This window comes from Ureibacillus thermosphaericus (genome assembly GCF_002370195.2).
Classification (GTDB): domain Bacteria; phylum Bacillota; class Bacilli; order Bacillales_A; family Planococcaceae; genus Ureibacillus; species Ureibacillus thermosphaericus.
In genome coordinates this window covers 1,935,433-1,954,849 of record NZ_AP018335.1, presented here as the reverse complement: position 1 = coordinate 1,954,849, position 19,417 = coordinate 1,935,433, and the positions used below count along the sequence as shown (strand labels likewise).

Genomic DNA, 19,417 nt, shown 5'->3' with positions numbered 1-19,417 from the left:
CATCTTACTTTTTATTCTAATTATTTATTAAATTATATGCAAATAATTACGCTTCTTTAAAGAATAATAGGAAATAGCTATGCAGGCAATTGATAACCAAAATGTGAAATATCCAATATGGTTGGCATATTTGTATAAACTGCTGTACGTTGGCATTTGTCCATATACATAATCGATGACATCATTATGCAAAGTCCAGATAGCAGCAATGGCAATATGAATGTTTGTAAAGCGGTATTTCTGCATATATAGAATTCCTTCAACTGCCATCATACCATGAGAAATAATCAACATCCATCCTGCAAGCCCAATTGAACCTATCTCCATCAATGTTAGTATATTCATCACTACTGCCCATATACCGTATTTCACTAACGTTATTAATGCAAGAGCTTCGATTAATTTAAAGTTCGTGCCCAATAACCAGCCTATAATAGCTAAACAGAAAAATAAGCTCGCAGTAGGGCTATCCGGTACAAAAATGAGAAATTGTGGTGCCGTTCTTGAAAGTTGAGGAATATACCAAATATATCCGTAGATGGTACCTAAGAAATTAACAATGAATAACAAAGTTAAAAAGGTGCGATGTTGTAACACGTACGTAAACTGCGGCAATAAGGTTTTCATTGTGTTTCTCCTTTTTGAAAAAATAGGCATATATGGTTATTATTTTTCATAAGTAATAATACCAAATATGACAGCAGATTGTGAATTATTTTCGAATTTTATATATACGCCATAAAGAAAAAAGGAGCTAGCATAATAACTAACTCCCTTCAAAAACATTATTCTTCTTTTAATGACGCAATAAATTCTGCTAATGTTTTTAATTCTTCATCCGTACCAGAGAATTGTCCTGGAGGCATTGCACCACGGCCATTTCGAATTACTTCTTCAACTTCTTCAGCTGTTAGTTCATTACCTAATAACATAGGGTTTGAACCAACACCTGTTAAATCACCGCCGTGACAAGCAACACAAGTTTGTTGAGATTGGAAGATTTGATAGCCTTCAGAATTCTCATCAATTTCAATATCTGGTACTAGTCCTAAATCTTTTGGTGTAATTTGACCTTGAGCTTTTGAAGCTTCCCAGTCATGGTTTACAACAGACTCCCATGTTAAATAGAACATTGAAGCTACTACCAATAACATAATTGCAGTTGGAATTGGTCGTTTTGATGGACGACGCTCAGGACCTTTATCTAACCAAGGCATTAATAATAATGCTGCAACAGCAAGTCCTGGCATAACAATTGCACCGATAACGTTATAGTCACCAGAAGCAAATGAATATTTTAATAATTGATATAAGAATAAGAAATACCAGTCTGGTAATGGAATATAACCTGTATCAGTTGGATCAGCTGGACGCTCTAATGGTGATGGGTGAGCGACTGTTAAAATCAAATAACCGATAAGGAAAACAGAACCAACCATCCATTCTTTTAATAAGAAGTCTGGCCAGAAGGCTTCTGTTTTACCTGGATATTCGGAATAATCTTTCGGCTTATTCGGCATTCGGTTTGAGGCCTTAACGCGAGAGTCGCCGACGAATTTCATTCCTTTTCCGCGATGCATGTTGTCCCCTCCTTTTGAATAACAACTCTATAAATTAAATCATAGTGGTCCTGAAATACCTTGACGACGAATCATAATAAAGTGAACTGCAAGCAACGCAAATAAAGCTGCTGGCAAGAAGAATACGTGAATAGCGAAGAAACGAGTTAATGTTTGAGCACCGATGATTGTAGCATCACCAGCAAGTAAGATTTTAATTAAATCACCAATAAATGGTACAGAACCCGCAATTTCAAGACCTACTTTTGTAGCAAACAACGCTTTCATGTCCCAAGGTAGTAGGTATCCTGTGAATCCAAGACCTAACATAACACAGAAGATTAATACCCCTACAATCCAGTTTAATTCACGAGGTTTCTTATAAGAACCTGTGAAGAATACACGAAGCGTATGTAAGAACATCATTACGATAACTAATGAAGCTCCCCAGTGGTGCATACCGCGCACAATCTCACCAAATGCTACTTCGTTTTGCAAGTAGTATACTGATTTCCATGCATTCTCTACGTCTGGTACATAATACATTGTTAAGAACATACCAGATAAAATTTGAATAACCGTAATGAAGAATGTAAGTCCTCCGAAACAGTAGACGAATGCAGAGAAGTGATGTGCAGGGTTTACGTGCTCTGGCACTTCATGGTCGGCAATATCACGCCAAATTGGGGTGATATCTAAACGTTCATCGACCCAATCATATAATTTATTTAGCACTTGTGTTGTACCCCCTAACTAATTAAACTAATGTGTTTGGTATTTTCTTCCCAAGCATTAAATAACCATCTTTTTCAGATACTTCATACTCATCTAACGGACCTGTTGGTGGTGTACCTGGAATGTTTTTACCATTCTTTTCATAACGTCCACCATGACAAGCACAGAAGTATTCATTTGGGCGGTCACCTTCCCAGTTAACCGTACAACCTAAGTGTTTACAAACAGGTGAAAGAGCTACGATTCGATCTCCTTCTTTGTAAACCCAAGCCATTTCCGAAACTTCAGACTTATACCAAGCGTCTACTTGTTCATAAGTAAAGTCAACTCGTACGGGAACATCAGTTAAGTCAGCAATTTTTTGGCTAGTTAGTATAAAATCGCCTTCAGCTTTAACTTGTAAAGCTGGATCAATTGCAAAGCGTAACATTGGCATTAGCATACCTGCCGCCATAAATCCACCAACACCAGTTAAAGTGTAGTTAAGAAATTGACGTCTTGAAACCTTTTTGTTAACCATCCTTTTCCCCCCTCTAACTTAAGGTCAGTCCAACAGACATAATAATAATAGTATAAACTAGGACATATCTATGATATATCAATAAAATAGGCAGGTCAATATTGCAATATCTCGTATTTATTTAGAATGTGAACAATTATTGAAATAATTTCTACTGTTGAGTCCACTTAGATGTCAGAACTGGGATTACTTGTTTTAATTGTTCTTCTAAAATTCGTTTCTTCACATCTTTGTCCATCGATTCAATTGGTATTGCAGGCAACCAAATAACATCCACTTCTTTTTGAAGGTTTGTCCAATAATGATCGCAAGTGATAAAGATGACGTGTTTAAATCCTCCTTCTTGTATATTTTTTTTCAAGATTGGGACAACCTGCTCGCTTCTTGTGCTTTCTGTATAAGAAAATGGAGGAATTAACATTAAGCGGCCTTTAAATTGCTGTTCAATAAAGGATGTAAGCGACATTAAAAACTCTACATCCGAGCTGCTTTTTACCATCTTGTCCTCAGCAAAATCTAAATAAACTAGTGGAACGATTGCAGTATCAATAAATTCTTTGTTCTGTTGATATTGTTGTACATCTTTTACTTGAAAATACATTTTTATTTCCTCCAAATAATCATTTTTTCATCAATCATAAATCATTATACCCCACTCTATTAGAAAAAGATGATGAAAATAAAAAATCCAGTCGAAAAGAGCGTCTCTTTCGACTGAATTTCGCTAGTGATGTTTCGAAGTTTCTTTTAATGCTTGTAATAGATTCGAAAGTTCTAAAAACTTTTCTTTATCTCCTTGGTCAAGCGCTTCATCTATTTCTTTTAATAATTTCTCTTCTTGGAACGTTAGCATGCTCGTATTCAGTATTTCTTCTGCAATTAACCGGTCTTTTTCATTAATATGCAAGTATTTTGGCATATACGGATTTTCTTCCAATACTGCCAAATACAATTGGTTAGGTGGCACATTCGGAAAGTTTAGCTGAATGTACATATCTTCATTTGGATAAAGTCTTAAATCATGAAAGGATTTTTCAGCATCACTTGTCATAATGTTGCCTTTGTAAAATCTGAACGGCACACCATTTGAATCAACACTCGACATTACAATCGCTCTCGGACAATAATGAGCTTCTTCTACAAAATGAATATTTTCAAGCAACTGATCATTACTAAGCAAATAATTTAATATCCATACACATTCTCGTCGCTTCAATTGGAAATTTTTTAAAAACCAGCGCACAAAATTCTTTTTGTCTACAATTGGTACGGAAGAAGTCATGAGTGTCCCTCCCCTATTCTAGACTCTCAAGCAAATCTAACCACTGTACTTCTGCAGGTTGTAACTCAATTAATCGTTGTACTACTTCTTTCGCTTCATCTCGTTTACCATCTTCAATAAGGAAATAACAATAGTTTTCTAGAAAAGATGTATCATCCTTTAATTCATTATATGCTGCTTTATAAATTTCGTATGCTCGTGTGTACTCTTCATTTTTTGCATAAGCATCCGCAATGAAAGGATATAGCGAAATCCACTCAAACTGTTCCTTTTGTAAATTTTCATACAGCTCAATGATTTCATCATAGCGTTCCATTTGATGGTAAATAGACATTAGTACAAGGATTGCTTCCATATATTCAGGGTCTAGAGCAATAGCTTTTTGCAAATGCTCAATGGATTCTTCGGGAAGGTTATTTTTTAATGCAATTTTACCTGCAAATAAATAGAAGGATTTTTCATATTCATCTCGTTTAATTCCTTCTTTTATTATACTATATGCTTTTTTATTATCCTCTAACATGGCATAACTTTGGGCAAGTAATAGATAACTGCTAAAGTAATCTGGATCTAGTTCTTTTAAATCTTCTAATTGCCTGATAGCCGTTTCATATTTTTCGCATTGGAAAGCGCTATAAGCACTGCCGTATAACAAATCAGCAGTTACTTTCTCTTCCAATGCTTCCATGTAATAATCAAGGGCCGTTTCATATCCCCCGCCTGCACGGTATACTTCTGCAAGCCTTTCTGCCAGTAATACACCCGCAATGGTTTTTTCTTGTTTATGCAAGTCTTCGTAAATTCGTGCAGCTTCTGTAAAACGTCCAATTTCAAATAATAACTCCGCTCTTGCAAATTGAATTAGCGGTTCATCGGGAAGTATTTCCAACGCTTCGTTGATCCGTTGTTCCGCCACTTCATACAACCCTTGCATTTGATAGTAATCAGCAAGAATTAGCAAGCATTGGGGATACTCTGGTGCGCTCTCTTCAATGCTAGTTAAAATATTGAGCGCTTCTTCTTCCTCACCAAGCTCAATTAACACGGAAGCGTAGTCGATTGCAATTTGTGCTTCATCAGGAAAGATGAAACGTAAATGTTCCAGCACTCGTTTTGCATGCTGTATATACCCATATTGCAAAAACAAATCACTAATTTCATATTGAACTTCTGGTGTTTCGTTAAGAAAAAATGTCTCTAATAGGGCATCAATGCGTTCTATTTCTCCTTCTTCAATTGCTTCGATTAAGTCCTTTGTGATGTTATTCAATTTGCTCACCTTTACTTTCTTTATCTATTAATATGCTACAAAACTAATTTTCAATAGACAAGAAAAAGAGGTTGGGACAAATCTAAAAAAACATCATTTTCTCCAAGGAGAAAATGATGTTTTTTTGATATGTTATTAAAATTGATTTCCGTTCCGGGGACGCTTTCCGCGGGCCCGGCTCGAGCCTCTGATTCAATCCTTCGCTCCTGCGGTGTCTCGAGAGGGCTCGTCGCAGGAAAGCTTTGAATTTACTTCCTTGAACTTGCTCCGCTTTGCGACTAAGCGTGCGCGACAGGAGCACTCGCCCCGTCACTTCAATCAATTATTCGTTATATCAATTTTTTATCAAAACTCTTTCAATTGCCCCTTTAATTTTTTGTTTATGTCCCAGCCTCTTTTTATCAATTATTTTAATAGTAAATCAAGATGCTCAAAAAATGTTGGATAGGAAACGGCAATACAATCTGCATCATCAATTTCAATTGAAGAGTCAGTAATTAATGAGGCAATTGCTGCCATCATCCCGATTCGATGGTCGCCGTATGTGCTTAATTTCGCTCCTTTTAAACTTGTTGGACCATTAATAATCATGCCATCATCCGTGGCTGTAATATCTGCGCCAAGTTTCTTCAACTCTGTTACGACTGCTGTGATGCGATCTGTTTCCTTCACTTTTAATTCTTCTGCATCGCGAATAATTGTCGTTCCTTCCGCTTGAGTAGCCAGTAGCGCAATTATTGGAATTTCATCGATAAGACGCGGAATAATATCCCCTTCTATCGTTGTCCCTTTTAAATTGGACGTCCTAATCGTAATCGTTGCTGTTGGTTCTGCTGCATCGGATAACTCTTGATCAACCGCTACATTTGCTCCCATTTGCTGCAAGACTTCAATAATGCCAGCCCTTGTAGGATTAATGCCGACATTTTTCAGAACGATTTCACTATTTGGAACAATCGCACCAGCTACTAAGAAAAAGGCCGCAGATGAAATGTCGCCCGGCACATCTACATGCGTTCCATGAAGTCGTTGACTGCCTTCTAAGGATATAACGCCATCCTTTACGTCAATCTTTGCACCAAATTGTTGTAGCATGCGTTCTGTATGATCCCGAGTAATCTCTTTTTCCCGTACAATCGTAGTACCGTCTGCTCTAAGTCCAGCTAACAATATCGCAGACTTCACTTGAGCGCTGGCAACAGGCATCGTATAATCGATAGCTTTTAATGCTGTTCCTTGAATGGCAAGTGGCGTATATTGTCCATTTTCACGTCCATTGATTTTTGCTCCCATTTGTTTCAATGGATTCGTGACTCGACCCATAGGACGCTTTCCAATAGAGGCATCACCAGTCATCACACTATGGAAGTTTGTCCCTGCAAGGATGCCCAACATTAATCTTGTTGTCGTACCTGAGTTGCCTGTATATAATACTTCTTTCGGTTCTTGCCAACCGTCCATTCCTGGACTATTGATTTCAACATTTGTACCATCCACTTGAATATCAACACCGAGTTTTCGGAAACAATCAATCGTGCTTAGACAATCTTCACCGGGAAGAAAACCTGTAACAGTTGTTTTTCCTTCCGCAATAGCTCCAAACATTACCGCACGATGTGAAATTGATTTATCACCCGGTACGGTAATAATGCCTTCTAACCGTGGTTTATTATAAACTAATACTCTTGAAGTCAATTTTATTCCCCCTTTCCACATACGAGTTAAGAAACGTGCATTTCAAAGTTCGTATGTGAACGAATGCATTTCATTGCTTTTTCTCGATCTTTTTCATTTTGGAAACTAATCACCAAAATACCAAATATGTCTTCTCTCGTTTCGACTACTCGGATATTTGTAATACTGATATTTTCGTCTGCTAGGTAGCCAGTAATTTCGGAAATTACACCAGGATAGTCTGGAATATCTACGTATAAATCGTATGTAGTATAGAATGCCCCTGTTGAAATTGGCAATGCATCACGAACATCTTTCGCTTTTCTAAAATACTCTTCAACAGATTCATCATCATTTTCCAGTAATATTTTCTTTACTCGTTGCATTTCATCAATCCAAGCATCCATTTGCCCGATGAGCTCTTCTCGATTTTGCAATGTAATGTCTCTCCAAATCATCGGGTTCGATGATGCAATTCGAGTAATATCGCGAAAACCACCTGCGGCAAGCATACTTGTCATTGGAAATCTTTTATTTTCCTCATTTAACTGGTGAACAAGGGAAGCAGCTACGATGTGAGGAAAGTGGCTGACTACCGCCGTCATATGATCATGTTCTTCCGCATTGATTTTCACTAATTTTGCTAACGTATATTTTAACAACTGTTCTAGAGCGATAAGATTATTTCCATCTTCATCGTCAAAAGGAGTTAAAATATAGTACGCATTTTCAAAAAGGTAGGGTTTTGCAGCCGTGATGCCGCTTTTATGGGAACCAGCCATTGGATGTCCGCCAATAAATGTAATTCCTTGTTCTCTTAGCTCTTCAGCTTTCTTCATAATTAACCCTTTTGTACTTCCTGTGTCGGTAATAATAACATGTTGCTTTAACGACCAGTGCTTCAATTCATCCATCCATTGTAGCGTTGCGTTTACCGGTGTTCCAAAAATGATAAAGTCCGCAATTTTAGCCGCTTCCTCTACATCCTCCACCACTTCATGAACAATATTTAAAGTTTCTGCAAGATTTCTCGTTTTTTCAGAAAGATCATAGCCAACTACTTTTGTTTTGGGAGCTTTTTGTAGAGCTAATGCCAAAGAGCCCCCAATTAAGCCTAATCCTATGATTAACACATTACTTGTCATGCCAATACTCCTTGCTCCTTTAATACCTCTTCAAGAAGTGATAAAAACTTTCGGTTTTGTTCTTCTGTACCGATAGAAACTCGAATGAATCCAGGTGTGCCTAAGGCATTCCCACTTCGAATAATAAATCCGCGTTTCATCATTTCTTGGAAGATCACATCACTGTCTGCTTTTACTTCAAATAAAATAAAGTTTGTTTGTGATGGGTAATATTTAAGTCCATGTTTGTTGCAAAATTCAACATATTGCTGTTTACCTTTTTCCGTTTGTTCCACTGTTTCTTGAATAAATTGTTGATCTTCCAATGCAACAATCGCTACTTTTTGACTTAATGCCGTGTTGTTGAAAGGTGCACGCACTGGGTCTAATGCGGCAATCAATTTCGATTGACCGATTGCATATCCGATTCGGAAGGCAGCTAATCCGTATGCCTTAGAGAATGTACGCATGATTAATACATTCGGATATTCCTCTACGTAATGCAACGTATCTTTATAAGCAGGATCTGTTATATATTCAAAATAAGCTTCATCTAATACGATTAGTACATCACTTGGTACTTTCTCTATAAAGGAGCTTAATTCCTCATCCGATACAATAGTTCCTGTTGGGTTATTTGGATTACATACCCATACAATTGACGTGTTTTCATCAATTGCTTCTAACATTTTTTCTAAATCATGCTTACCATCTTTCAATGGCACTTTTCGAACTTCTGCTCCTTCAACTTCTGCATTATGACTGTATTGAGAGAAAGATGGATCTGCCATGACTGTATTAACACCGGGATAAAGAAGTGCCCGCGTAATGATTGCGATTATATCATCTGAACCGTTTCCAAATAGCAATTGTGATTCATCTACACCAAGATGTTGACTCACTGCTGTACGAAGTTCTTGCGCATAACCATCCGGATAAATGGCAAAATTCATTCCATTATTTACAATAAAATCTTTCACTTTAGGAGAGCAGCCAAAAGGATTTTCATTTGAAGCAAGCTTAACAACTTCCTTTAAACCAAATTCTCTTTGTACCTCCTCAATGGGTTTACCTGGTTGGTAAGCTTTCATACCGTAAATTTGTTTTTTAAATTTCATGATTGACGCTCCTTTTTATCGATTTTCATTGACTAAATCTGGTCTTAGTTTCACCGCATCATTTAAATAAACGTGGCGTATTTCTTGTTGAGGTACAGATGTATTCACATGCATTAACACTCGAATACATAAAGGCAAAGATCCAGGAACATCCATTTCGTGGGTACACATCGTTGGTACATATTTCCACCCATCAATTGAACGCACGGCCTTTGCTGGGAATGCGGCGTTAATATCCGGTGTTGTCGTGACAATCACCGAAGCAATATCTTCTGGAACGATATTGTTAACTCTCGCCATTTCTAACACTAATCTTTCCGTTTCACTATAAATCGCATCGGGCGTATTTGATTCAATCGTTATCGCTCCACGTATGCCGCGAATCATTTACATACCTCCTCTAGCAGATAGCGAAGCTCTCTATCTACTTCTCTACATTCCGATTCCCCAATTTCTCTTACGAATGGTTGGCCGATTTCCTGTAATAAAACAAATTTTAATTTGCCATATTCAATCTTTTTATCTTTCATTAAATATCCATATAATTCTTCAAAAGAGAATCTCTTTACTTGTTCGAATGGATAGTCGTTTCGATATGCAAACTTTAGAAAATCAATCGTAAATTCTCTAGAAATTTGACCGTATCGTTCGCTCAAGAGAAGTGCATACACCATCCCAATCATGACCGCTTCTCCATGGGCAAGGCCGCCATAACCAGCTGCTGCTTCAATAGCATGACCATATGTATGCCCCAAATTTAAATATTTTCGGACAGATTGTTCAGTTTCATCTTGCCCTACGATTTTCGCCTTTACTTCGATGCCTGATTTCAAGTGGTTTGCTAAAGCTGTTTTGTCAATTTTCGTAATTGATGGTGTTTGCATCAATTGTTTTAACCATTTTTCATCTGAAATCAGCGCGTGTTTAATTACTTCAGCCATTCCTGAACGAATCTCTTTTGTTGGTAAACTATCTAAAAAGTTGATATCATAAATGACCGCTTCCGGTTGATAAAATGCTCCAACTAAGTTTTTGCCTAGCGGGTGGTTAATTGCCGTTTTTCCTCCAACGGCTGAATCGTGAGCTAAAATGGTCGTTGGAATTTGAATGTATGGGATTCCACGCATGAATGTTGCTGCTACAAACCCAGTCAAATCACCAACTGCTCCTCCACCAAAGGCAAATAAAAAGGATTGGCGCGAGCAATGTTTTTCAATTAAAAAAGTGTGGGCATCTTCGAAATTTTGAAAACTTTTACAAGATTCCCCACCTGGCATCACAAACACTTCGAAAGGATAAGGGAAGTTTTCTTTAAAATATTGTTGTTGTGCTTGCCAAACATTCTCATCGGTAAATACGACGAGTTTATCTGCCTTTTCAATTTTCTCTTTTAATGAATCGCAAGCGGTACATAATATACCGCTTCCGATGAACACTTCGTAGGAATGGCTTTGGGTATTTACTGGGATTCGCATCATTAAAACTCCTTCGCCAATTTACGTGCTTCTTCAATTTGTGCTTTTAATTGTGGTAATTGATCGCTATGGAACTGTTCGACAATCGCCTTGGCAATTTCCCAAGCGATGACGCATTCAGCTACAACAGATGCAGCTGGTACTGCACAAGCATCGGAACGCTCCACACTTGCTTTAAATGGTTCTTTCGTTTCGATATCAACACTTTCAAGAGGTTTGTAAAGTGTAGGAATTGGTTTCATTACACCGCGTACAATGATTGGCATTCCTGTAGACATGCCACCTTCAAGGCCGCCTAAACGATTTGTACGACGATGATAGCCTTGTTTTTCATCCCAAACGATCTCATCATGAACTTCAGAGCCTCTACGACGAGCCATTTCAAAGCCGATACCAAACTCAACCCCTTTAAACGCATTGATGGATAACATCGCTTGCGCCAATTTACCATCTAATTTACGGTCATAATGAACGTAAGATCCTACTCCCGGCGGCATACCTTCCACAATGATTTCGACAACACCACCGATGGAATCTCCTGCTTTTTTCGCCTCATCAATTGCTTCTACCATTTTCGCAGAAGCTTCTGGGTCCACTGAATAGAAAAGATCGTTTTCAACAATTTGGCGAATTTCATCTGCTGATTTGCCTGCAACTTTTGATGTATCTGCTTTAATGCCGTAAATTTCAGTAACATGTCCTACGATGGAAATACCTAATTCTTTTAATAGAGCTTTTGCAACGGAACCAACAGCCACTCGCACAGTCGTTTCTCTAGCGCTCGAACGCTCTAACACATTTCGCAAGTCACGATGACCATATTTAATTCCGCCGACTAAATCAGCATGTCCAGGTCGAGGTCGGGAAATTTGACGCTTAATTTCTGAAGGATCTACATCTTCTGGAAGAGGTTCAATTCCCATAATTTTTGTCCAATGTTTCCAGTCATCATTTTTTACCACTAATGCAACAGGTGAACCTAATGTTTTTCCGTGACGAACTCCTCCAACTATTTCAACAGTATCTTTTTCAATTTGCATACGGCGTCCGCGACCGTGACCACCTTGTCGTCGTTTTAAATCGTAATTAATTTGTTCTGCAGTTATCGGTAAAAGGGACGGCAACCCTTCAATAATTGTCGTTAATTGTGGACCGTGGGATTCCCCAGCAGTTAAATATCTCATCAAACACTTTCTCCCTTCAACTCGTTAAAGTATGTATTTTTTAATATAACATAAAGCTAGTAAAAAAACATTGTGAATAAATAATTTTAATATAATATAGAATTTAACGAAAATATAATACGCTTTTCGCACAAGTCGAAAAGCGCCCAATCCTTTTTTTCAATCTCATATTTTTCGGTAAAAAAACGTATCTTCCACTTCAAAACCATAACGAGCAGGATTGAATATTTGCTCAGTAGATCCTACAAACAAAATGCCACCTGGTCGTAAAGAATTGCTAAATTCTTTATAAATATGATCCTTTGCCTCTTCAGTGAAATAAATCATAACATTGCGACAAACGATTAAATCAAAGTTTTTCTCATATGGGTCACTTAATAAATTGTGCTTTTTAAATGTTACAGTATTTTTAATTTCATCTTTTACACGATAAAACTGCCCTTCTTCAATAAAATATTTTGCTTTTATAGCCGCAGGAACTTCTGCTAAGGAACGATCAGGATAAATGCCTAGCTTTGCTTTTTGAAGACAGTTTTCATCTATATCAGTAGCTAATACTTTTATGTAAGATAATGGTACATGGTTAGAGAGCACCATGGAAATTGTGTACGGTTCCTCGCCTGTTGAACAGGCAGCACTCCAAATTTTCAAACGGTTATTTTTTTCAAGCAGTTTTGGAAAAATTTTATGTTGAAGTACTTCCCACCGTTTCCCATTACGATAAAATTCTGAAACATTAATCGTCATTCGATCTAGGAATTCATTCAATAAATCTCGATCTTTTTCAACCCCGTGCAAAAAATCAACAAAATCTTTAAAGCCTTTTTTTTCATAAAGGGATGTTAAACGGCGTTTCATTTGTGCTTCTTTATATAGCGATAAATCAATACCTGTTAATTTTTTTATACCATTAATAAACAGTTCGTAGTCTGTCATAGTTATCGATCCCCTCTAATGACGTACACTTATTATATACAAAATTTTTCTTTTCTGAAATATGTAAAAGTTCAAAAAGTAAATTTCTAAAGCAGTATTAAATTTTTTTGGTTAGTATTTTTTCTACTTTCGAATTTCACTACAGGCGAATGCTTTCCGCATGTTCGTCCTTAAAGGTTATTCCTTGCCTTTGCATTGTATCGATACTCGTGTTATTCCCTTTGCTTGTGTAAAAAAGAAGTCACCGTCTTTTGCTTATTATATTCATATTATCAAAATTTACGGTTTCTGCAAAAATTTTCTATTGACTAACCTTTTGTAATACCATATTAATAAAAAAACTATCCCAACAGCACAATTGCTGTGGGATAGCAAATTTACAGTGTATTAAACGATTTCATTGTTGAACCATAAATTGATTTCACGTTCAGCAGATGCTGGTGAATCGGAACCATGGATAACGTTTTCAGAAATTGTTACCGCATAATCGCCGCGAATTGTACCTGGTTGTGCTTCTTCAGGTTTTGTAGCGCCCATCATCACACGAGCTAACTTAATAATATTTTCTCCTTCCCAAACCATTGCAAATACTGGTCCAGAAGTGATGAAATCTACCAATTCACCAAAGAATGGTTTATCCTTATGCTCTTCATAGTGTTTTTCAGCTAATTCACGTGGAACATTCATTAACTTTGCTCCGCGCATTACAAATCCACGACGCTCAAAACGGTCGATAATGTCTCCTACTACTTGGCGTTTTACACCATCAGGTTTTACCATAAGAAATGTTCTTTCAATTGCCATAAGTTAAACAACTCCTTAAATCTCAATTAAGCTTTATTACCTACCGCTAAATGTTACCAAAATCAAGCACAAGCTTCAACTATCAATATTAGAAATAGATATATTTTTTAAAACTTACGTTTACCGATAAACAATGCAATATCTCTTAGTTTTTTCTTTGTTGGATGTTCTGGTAATTGCTCTACTTCTCTCATTGCTTTCGCTAAATATTGATCGCTTACTTTCAAAGCTTCTTGAATTGAATCAGAATTGCGTACAATTTGAAGCATTTCTAACCGTTCCTCTTCTGACACAATTCCTTTTGAAGCCCGCTCAATAAATTGGATAATTTTTGGATGATCTTTCATGAGCAATATAGGCAAAGTAATGTTTCCCTGCAATAAATCACTGCCTGCAGGTTTTCCAAGTTGTTTATCCGTTGATACGAAATCCAACACGTCATCCACGATTTGATAACTCATACCCACATAATAACCGAATCTCTTTAACCGCATTGTAACAGCAGGATCAACATTTGCTACTACTGCTCCCACTTCGCAACTGGATTCAATAAGAAGTGCCGTTTTTCTTTTTATTCGACGGAAATAATCTTTTAAGTTTTGATTTAGTCGAAACTTATCTTCAATTTGAATGACTTCACCATTACAAATTTCAACCATCGTTCTTGCTAAAATTTGATGCGCCTTCGGATCTTTAATTTGGGATACATATTGAATTGCTCTACCGAAAATAAAATTACCAGTATGCATTGCAACTCGATTGTTCCATTGAGAACGAACGGTAGGACGCCCTCTTCTCATATCGGAATGATCGATTACATCATCGTGGACAAGGGAACCCATATGAATTAATTCGAGAGGTACAGCAGCATATTTCATTCTGTCGATATTATAATGACCAAATTTTGCACTCATTAAAACAAAAAGTGGGCGAATTCTTTTTCCGCCCGCACGTAAAAGGTGGAGAGAGGCATCATTTAATACATGCGACGTTGAATAAAGTGCTTTTTCTAATTCATTTTCGATGATTTCTATATCCGGTTTTAAATCGGAATAGATCATTTTTAACTTCATCTTTTCCACTCGCGAACCTCTCCCTAAACTTCTTTCTTAAATCCCATATGCATTGCTGCTGCACCACCACTATAACTTTTGTATGTGACGTTTACAAAGCCAGCTTCTTCAAACATTTTTGCAAGCTTTTTCATCCCTGGGAAAGTGCTTGCGGATTCTTGTAACCATGAATACTCTTCATAACTTTTCGCAAAAATTTTCCCGAAAAGCGGCATAATATATCGGAAATAAAAACGAAACAATTGTTTATATCCAGGCATTTCTGGTTGAGATGTATCTAAACAAACAGCCATCCCACCAGGTTTTAATACACGATGCATTTCCCTTAATACTTGCATATAATCCGGTACATTTCGTAAACCAAAACCGATTGTGACATAGTCAAAAGTGTTATCTTCAAAAGGTAGTTCCATTGCATTCCCATGTATTAACTCCACATGAGGATACGGCTTTACTTTCTCAGCTCCAACTTTTAGCATATTTTTGCTAAAATCAAGCCCTTTAACAACTCCATTTTCACCTGTTGCCTTTGCTAATGCAACTGTCCAATCAGCTGTGCCACAACAAACATCTAAACATGTAGATCCCGGTTTTACATTCATGCGTTTCATAATATCTTCACGCCATTTGACATGAAGCTTGAAACTAATCACCGAATTCATTTTGTCGTAGTTTTCGTAAATTTTCTCAAACACTTCATGGACGCGTTCTTCTTTGGATTTTTCCATCTTTTTCATAACCTTTCTTCACTCTATCTAATCAACCGTTCTGCAATATATTGTTTAAGTTCAGCTTTGATAGAAGAGATACGTAACAATTCTTGCAATTGTTGAATAAGAACATCCAATTTTTTCAGAAGGTATTGTTCAAAATTCAAATGATCAACGGGTACAAAGCTTTCTATCATTTTTTGTAAAAGGAGCGAACTATTACCTTCTCTATAGTTTAATAGTTCATTTTGTAATCGTAGAATCAATAAATTGATTTGCATTATATTTAAATATTGATCGTAATTGTAAAGTTGATAAAATCTGCTAATACATTCTGTTTCAATAACCGTTATACTATCTAACCAATCATCGATGGCGTATTGTCTCGGTTCATATACTCGAATTTCATGTTCAGATCTTAATACAACACTTTCAGAAAGTTGACGTATCAAAGAAATATTACCTGAATTTGCTAATATTTCATAATAACGACCACTGTAATAATCGCCGGACAGAACTGTTAGCTGCTGCTCTTTCGATGTTGCATCATACTCGTTGATGAGACCATGTTCCGCTAAAGATGCTTGTACAATTCCGACAGTAATGATTCCTTCATATTTTTCATCATCCCAATGGTCTCCATTAAAAAATGGCAACAGCATGTAAAATAATTGATTTTCATCCACCAATGGATTTCCAGTATATTTCAGAAGTGTTTTATGTTGCACATAACGATAAATATCTTTTTTTAATTGTTCAATATGGTTTTTTATATATGTTGCATCCATAGGTATTACTCCATTCCAATGTAAGCACAATCTACTGCACTTATTACAGTCGTCATCATAATGAGCGGTTTATTTTTTTGATTGGCTTTCAATGATTCCATGCGATGTATAGATTTTCGCTTTTCCACGAATTTTCATGGCCGACGTATGTTCAGTAAATTGAGCTATCATCACTTCTCCGGTATCTAATTTTTCTGAATGATGAAATTTCGTATCTTCACCACGAGTTAACCCAATTACATGTACGCCATCTTCTTCTGCTTCAATTACGACATAATCAGATTGGTTCATACTTCTCCCTCACATTTACATATTCTTTGTTATCATATCACAATCTATTTTGTTAATTAAGACATTTGAATAAATGAAATCACTTCTTGTCGTTTTACATCATCTACTTCATAAATTCCTCTTGCACATGAAGTCACTGTTTTTGTCCCAGGTTTTTTTAATCCTCTCATCGTCATACACATATGTTCAGCTTCAATCAATACAAAAACGCCTTGCGGTTCTAATTTTTCCATTAAAATATCTGCAATGGTTGTTGTAATTCGTTCTTGTAATTGAGGCCTGTGACTTACGGATTCCACTAATCGACCGATTTTGCTTAAACCAGCAACTCGGCCATCTTGAGGTATGTATGCAACATGAGCTTTTCCGTAAAAAGGAACTAAATGATGTTCACACATCGAATAAAAAGGAATATCCTTCACAAGAACAAGCTCATCATGGTTTTCATGGAAGACCGTTTCAAAATAAATTCGCGGATCTTCATTAAGCCCTTTAAACATTTCTTCATACATTTTTGAAACGCGTTTTGGTGTATCGATGAGTCCTTCACGATTAACGTCTTCACCTACGGCCTCTAAAATCATTTTTACAGCTTCTTCTATTTTTTTTAAATCAACATTTGACATATATGTTCCTCCTAAATCGACAAAGCACAACACTGTCAAAATGAATCGTAGCACATACAGACGTGAATCGCAAAAGGCTTTCACTCAAATTGTACTCTTATATGTGTTGCTTTTTTGCTCCAATGGTAGAATTGATTTATCTTTCATTAATATTATAATATGTAAAAAGAGCAGTCATCATATTCATGACGACTGCTCTATGTAATTTTAAAGAAGCTATTATTTTACAGCTTCTTTAAGTGCTTTTCCTGGTTTAAATGCTGGCACTTTGCTTGCAGCAATTTCAATTTCTTCCCCAGTTTGAGGGTTACGACCTTTACGTGCAGCACGTTCACGAACTTCGAAGTTTCCAAAACCGATTAATTGCACTTTGTCACCCTTTGCAAGAGTGTTTTGAATTGTATCAAATACTGCATCTACTGCTTTAGAAGCATCTTTCTTAGAAAGACCTGCAGCTTCAGCAACAGAGTTTACTAATTCTGTTTTGTTCACACTGTTCACCTCCTCTCAAAGGGTTAAAAAAGCTAAATCATGTAAAAAGAGTAACATATAGAAATAAGCGGTGCAACTGTATTTATTCATGTTTGTCCAAGAAAAATTGAGTTTTTGGCACTTTGGATAATGAAAAGGACTTTTCGTCTATATGACAAAAAGTCCTTCTAATAAAATTCCATTATTTTTATTATCTCACTTTTTTTAAATAATAAACGTAATGAGTCCTTTTTCTCCTTCATTCACCATTCTTTCAATTGTTTGACGCATTCTTTTCTTTGCACTTGGCGGCACAGCATTCATTTTGAATCGAATTCCTTCCGTCAACACTTCATGCAGTGGCGTTCCAAACAATTGTGTTTGCCATAACGCTTCTCGATCATGTTTATATGCATACTGCAAGTCTTTCAATAACTGTTGGCTGTGGAACTCTGACCCAATTAATGGCGAGAACTCAGATTCCATATCGACACGTATGATATGGTAAGATGGAGCTTTCGCCTTCATGCGAACACCGTAGAAATTATTTTGTTTAATTATTTCTGGCTCACTTGGCTCAAACTCTTCCATCGTCGGAAGCGTTACACCATAGCCATTGATTGTCGCTTCTTCAATCGCATCTCGGAAGCGTTTTTGTGCTTTTTTCGCTTCTTGTGCCTCTTTAATGAAGAGCAGCCAATCTTTTTTCGTGTCAATGGGCGCATCTAAAAATTCATTGCAAACCCCCTTATAAATTTCCGGTTTTAATGTGATGCGCACCGTTGCCACACCAAGTCCTGCATCAACTCTTTCAATTTCGCAGCTTTCAATAAAATCAATTTCTCTTAAATCTTCTACCGCATTATGGACATCGCGAATTTTCATTACAGAATTCAGCACATTTCCAACTGCTTCTGAAAGCGTTGCATTGACGTGATGAGTCGGTTCTAATACATCAAGCCAATCAGGTTTTTCCACTTCAATATCTTCCACAGGGAATTCATACAAAGCTTCTTCTAAAATAAACTCCATATCATTTAACGTCATTTGATCAATAGCTATTGCAATGACAGGAACGTTATAACGGGAGAGCAATTCATTGCGCAACTTTTGCGTATTTTGATTGTTTGGATATTGGCTGTTTAAAATGATGACGAATGGCTTACCGATTTCCTGCAATTGTTCAACAATTTGTTCTTCCGCCACTTGTGCAGCTTCTCGTGAAATCCCATTAACAGTGCCGTCTGTCGTTACAACTACACCGATGTTTGCATGGTCGCGGATCACCTTATCTGTTCCGATTCGAGCTGCTTCTTGGAATGGAATAGCTTCAGTGTTCCATGGTGTGTGCACATACTTTGGTCCATTTTCATCTTCATACCCTTTTACACCATCAATGACATAACCAACACAATCAGCAAAACGAATCCGGAAAGGTATTTCACTTTCCCCAATACAAATTTCTGTACCATGAGCAGGAACAAATTTTGGTTCTGCAGTCATAATGACTGGGCCAGGTGAACTTTGTGGTAGCTCGTCCAGTGCTCTTTTCCGTTCTTCTTCATCCACGATGTTTGGTAGGACGATTGACTCCATCATTTTTTTCACAAAAGTGGATTTACCAACCCTCACAGGCCCTACAACCCCAATATATACATCACCATTTGTTCTTTCTGCTATTTGTTGAAAGATTTGTTCGCCTATTGTAGTTCCTCCTTTACGTACTTCAATCTATGAATTATATACTTAAGATATGAAAAACCTTGCACGAAAAGTC

General features: G+C 36.9%; 22 protein-coding genes. All 22 read right to left on the bottom strand.

What is annotated here, in order from left to right:
- Positions 1–27: 27 nt before the first annotated feature.
- Entirely contained in the window at positions 28–627 is a 600-nt protein-coding gene (gene lhaT / locus UtA1_RS09430; protein ID WP_096550826.1) for a lipoprotein heptaprenylglyceryl N-acetyltransferase LhaT, read from the bottom strand.
- 158 nt (positions 628–785) lie between these two features.
- Positions 786–1,580, bottom strand: coding sequence for a menaquinol-cytochrome c reductase cytochrome b/c subunit (locus UtA1_RS09425; protein ID WP_096550825.1), 795 nt, complete (start codon positions 1,578–1,580; stop codon positions 786–788).
- 39 nt (positions 1,581–1,619) lie between these two features.
- Positions 1,620–2,294, bottom strand: coding sequence for a menaquinol-cytochrome c reductase cytochrome b subunit (gene qcrB / locus UtA1_RS09420; protein WP_096550824.1), 675 nt, complete (start codon positions 2,292–2,294; stop codon positions 1,620–1,622).
- Between the two features lie 22 nt (positions 2,295–2,316).
- Positions 2,317–2,814: a QcrA and Rieske domain-containing protein gene (locus tag UtA1_RS09415; protein WP_016836971.1), complete on the bottom strand. Its 498-nt coding sequence runs from the start codon at positions 2,812–2,814 to the stop codon at positions 2,317–2,319.
- Between the two features lie 151 nt (positions 2,815–2,965).
- Entirely contained in the window at positions 2,966–3,415 is a 450-nt protein-coding gene (locus UtA1_RS09410) for a YpiF family protein (protein WP_016836970.1), read from the bottom strand.
- Positions 3,416–3,538: 123 nt separating this feature from the next.
- A complete protein-coding gene (locus UtA1_RS09405) occupies positions 3,539–4,096 on the bottom strand; it encodes a ReoY family proteolytic degradation factor (protein ID WP_016836969.1) in 558 nt (185 codons plus the stop codon).
- Between the two features lie 13 nt (positions 4,097–4,109).
- Positions 4,110–5,366, bottom strand: coding sequence for a tetratricopeptide repeat protein (locus tag UtA1_RS09400; protein ID WP_096550823.1), 1,257 nt, complete (start codon positions 5,364–5,366; stop codon positions 4,110–4,112).
- A 405-nt stretch (positions 5,367–5,771) separates the two neighbouring features.
- The gene (gene aroA, locus UtA1_RS09395; RefSeq protein ID WP_096550822.1) at positions 5,772–7,082 is read right to left on the bottom strand and encodes a 3-phosphoshikimate 1-carboxyvinyltransferase; all 1,311 of its coding nucleotides are present in this window, start codon (positions 7,080–7,082) and stop codon (positions 5,772–5,774) included.
- Between the two features lie 5 nt (positions 7,083–7,087).
- Positions 7,088–8,185, bottom strand: a complete 1,098-nt coding sequence (locus tag UtA1_RS09390) for a prephenate dehydrogenase (RefSeq protein WP_096550821.1) — start codon at positions 8,183–8,185, stop codon at positions 7,088–7,090.
- The gene (gene hisC / locus UtA1_RS09385) at positions 8,182–9,282 is read right to left on the bottom strand and encodes a histidinol-phosphate transaminase (protein ID WP_096550820.1); all 1,101 of its coding nucleotides are present in this window, start codon (positions 9,280–9,282) and stop codon (positions 8,182–8,184) included. Before hisC ends, UtA1_RS09390 begins: the two co-directional genes overlap by 4 nt.
- Positions 9,283–9,297: 15 nt before the next feature.
- A complete protein-coding gene (gene aroH, locus UtA1_RS09380) occupies positions 9,298–9,669 on the bottom strand; it encodes a chorismate mutase (RefSeq protein WP_096550819.1) in 372 nt (123 codons plus the stop codon).
- Positions 9,666–10,757, bottom strand: a complete 1,092-nt coding sequence (gene aroB, locus UtA1_RS09375) for a 3-dehydroquinate synthase (protein ID WP_096550818.1) — start codon at positions 10,755–10,757, stop codon at positions 9,666–9,668. The genes aroH and aroB overlap by 4 nt, the downstream gene beginning before the upstream one ends.
- A gap of 2 nt (positions 10,758–10,759) precedes the next feature.
- Positions 10,760–11,941: a chorismate synthase gene (aroC, locus tag UtA1_RS09370; RefSeq protein ID WP_096550817.1), complete on the bottom strand. Its 1,182-nt coding sequence runs from the start codon at positions 11,939–11,941 to the stop codon at positions 10,760–10,762.
- 165 nt (positions 11,942–12,106) lie between these two features.
- Positions 12,107–12,877, bottom strand: a complete 771-nt coding sequence (locus UtA1_RS09365; RefSeq protein WP_096550816.1) for a CheR family methyltransferase — start codon at positions 12,875–12,877, stop codon at positions 12,107–12,109.
- A gap of 387 nt (positions 12,878–13,264) precedes the next feature.
- A complete protein-coding gene (gene ndk, locus UtA1_RS09360; RefSeq protein ID WP_016836958.1) occupies positions 13,265–13,681 on the bottom strand; it encodes a nucleoside-diphosphate kinase in 417 nt (138 codons plus the stop codon).
- Between the two features lie 107 nt (positions 13,682–13,788).
- On the bottom strand, positions 13,789–14,763 hold the full coding sequence (gene hepT, locus UtA1_RS09355; RefSeq protein ID WP_096550815.1) for a heptaprenyl diphosphate synthase component II: 975 nt from the start codon (positions 14,761–14,763) through the stop codon (positions 13,789–13,791).
- Between the two features lie 14 nt (positions 14,764–14,777).
- Positions 14,778–15,482 (bottom strand): demethylmenaquinone methyltransferase, encoded by a 705-nt coding sequence (locus tag UtA1_RS09350; RefSeq protein WP_016836956.1) that lies wholly within the window; start codon positions 15,480–15,482, stop codon positions 14,778–14,780.
- A 23-nt stretch (positions 15,483–15,505) separates the two neighbouring features.
- Positions 15,506–16,252, bottom strand: coding sequence for a heptaprenyl diphosphate synthase component 1 (locus UtA1_RS09345; RefSeq protein WP_016836955.1), 747 nt, complete (start codon positions 16,250–16,252; stop codon positions 15,506–15,508).
- Positions 16,253–16,321: 69 nt separating this feature from the next.
- Positions 16,322–16,543 carry a trp RNA-binding attenuation protein MtrB gene (gene mtrB, locus UtA1_RS09340; protein WP_096550814.1) on the bottom strand — a complete coding sequence of 74 codons (222 nt, stop codon included), beginning with the start codon at positions 16,541–16,543 and terminating at the stop codon, positions 16,322–16,324.
- 56 nt (positions 16,544–16,599) lie between these two features.
- Complete coding sequence (gene folE / locus UtA1_RS09335; protein ID WP_096550813.1) at positions 16,600–17,169, bottom strand: GTP cyclohydrolase I FolE; 570 nt, start codon at positions 17,167–17,169, stop codon at positions 16,600–16,602.
- A gap of 219 nt (positions 17,170–17,388) precedes the next feature.
- Positions 17,389–17,661 carry an HU family DNA-binding protein gene (locus UtA1_RS09330; protein ID WP_016836952.1) on the bottom strand — a complete coding sequence of 91 codons (273 nt, stop codon included), beginning with the start codon at positions 17,659–17,661 and terminating at the stop codon, positions 17,389–17,391.
- A 204-nt stretch (positions 17,662–17,865) separates the two neighbouring features.
- On the bottom strand, positions 17,866–19,344 hold the full coding sequence (gene spoIVA / locus UtA1_RS09325) for a stage IV sporulation protein A (protein ID WP_096550812.1): 1,479 nt from the start codon (positions 19,342–19,344) through the stop codon (positions 17,866–17,868).
- Positions 19,345–19,417 lie beyond the last annotated feature (73 nt).

Bases quoted from the DNA above. Each gene is read 5' to 3' on its own strand.
- UtA1_RS09345 (WP_016836955.1), bottom strand. From the start codon at position 16,252: ATGGATGCAACATATATAAAAAACCATATTGAACAATTAAAAAAAGAT.
- UtA1_RS09415 (WP_016836971.1), bottom strand. From the start codon at position 2,814: ATGGTTAACAAAAAGGTTTCAAGACGTCAATTTCTTAACTACACTTTA.
- UtA1_RS09405 (WP_016836969.1), bottom strand. From the start codon at position 4,096: ATGACTTCTTCCGTACCAATTGTAGACAAAAAGAATTTTGTGCGCTGG.
- hisC (WP_096550820.1), bottom strand. From the start codon at position 9,282: ATGAAATTTAAAAAACAAATTTACGGTATGAAAGCTTACCAACCAGGT.
- UtA1_RS09425 (WP_096550825.1), bottom strand. From the start codon at position 1,580: ATGCATCGCGGAAAAGGAATGAAATTCGTCGGCGACTCTCGCGTTAAG.
- aroH (WP_096550819.1), bottom strand. From the start codon at position 9,669: ATGATTCGCGGCATACGTGGAGCGATAACGATTGAATCAAATACGCCC.
- UtA1_RS09365 (WP_096550816.1), bottom strand. From the start codon at position 12,877: ATGACAGACTACGAACTGTTTATTAATGGTATAAAAAAATTAACAGGT.
- folE (WP_096550813.1), bottom strand. From the start codon at position 17,169: ATGTCAAATGTTGATTTAAAAAAAATAGAAGAAGCTGTAAAAATGATT.
- mtrB (WP_096550814.1), bottom strand. From the start codon at position 16,543: ATGAACCAATCTGATTATGTCGTAATTGAAGCAGAAGAAGATGGCGTA.
- UtA1_RS09410 (WP_016836970.1), bottom strand. From the start codon at position 3,415: ATGTATTTTCAAGTAAAAGATGTACAACAATATCAACAGAACAAAGAA.
- ndk (WP_016836958.1), bottom strand. From the start codon at position 13,681: ATGGCAATTGAAAGAACATTTCTTATGGTAAAACCTGATGGTGTAAAA.
- aroC (WP_096550817.1), bottom strand. From the start codon at position 11,941: ATGAGATATTTAACTGCTGGGGAATCCCACGGTCCACAATTAACGACA.
- aroB (WP_096550818.1), bottom strand. From the start codon at position 10,757: ATGCGAATCCCAGTAAATACCCAAAGCCATTCCTACGAAGTGTTCATC.
- lhaT (WP_096550826.1), bottom strand. From the start codon at position 627: ATGAAAACCTTATTGCCGCAGTTTACGTACGTGTTACAACATCGCACC.
- UtA1_RS09350 (WP_016836956.1), bottom strand. From the start codon at position 15,482: ATGGAAAAATCCAAAGAAGAACGCGTCCATGAAGTGTTTGAGAAAATT.
- UtA1_RS09390 (WP_096550821.1), bottom strand. From the start codon at position 8,185: ATGACAAGTAATGTGTTAATCATAGGATTAGGCTTAATTGGGGGCTCT.
- aroA (WP_096550822.1), bottom strand. From the start codon at position 7,082: ATGTGGAAAGGGGGAATAAAATTGACTTCAAGAGTATTAGTTTATAAT.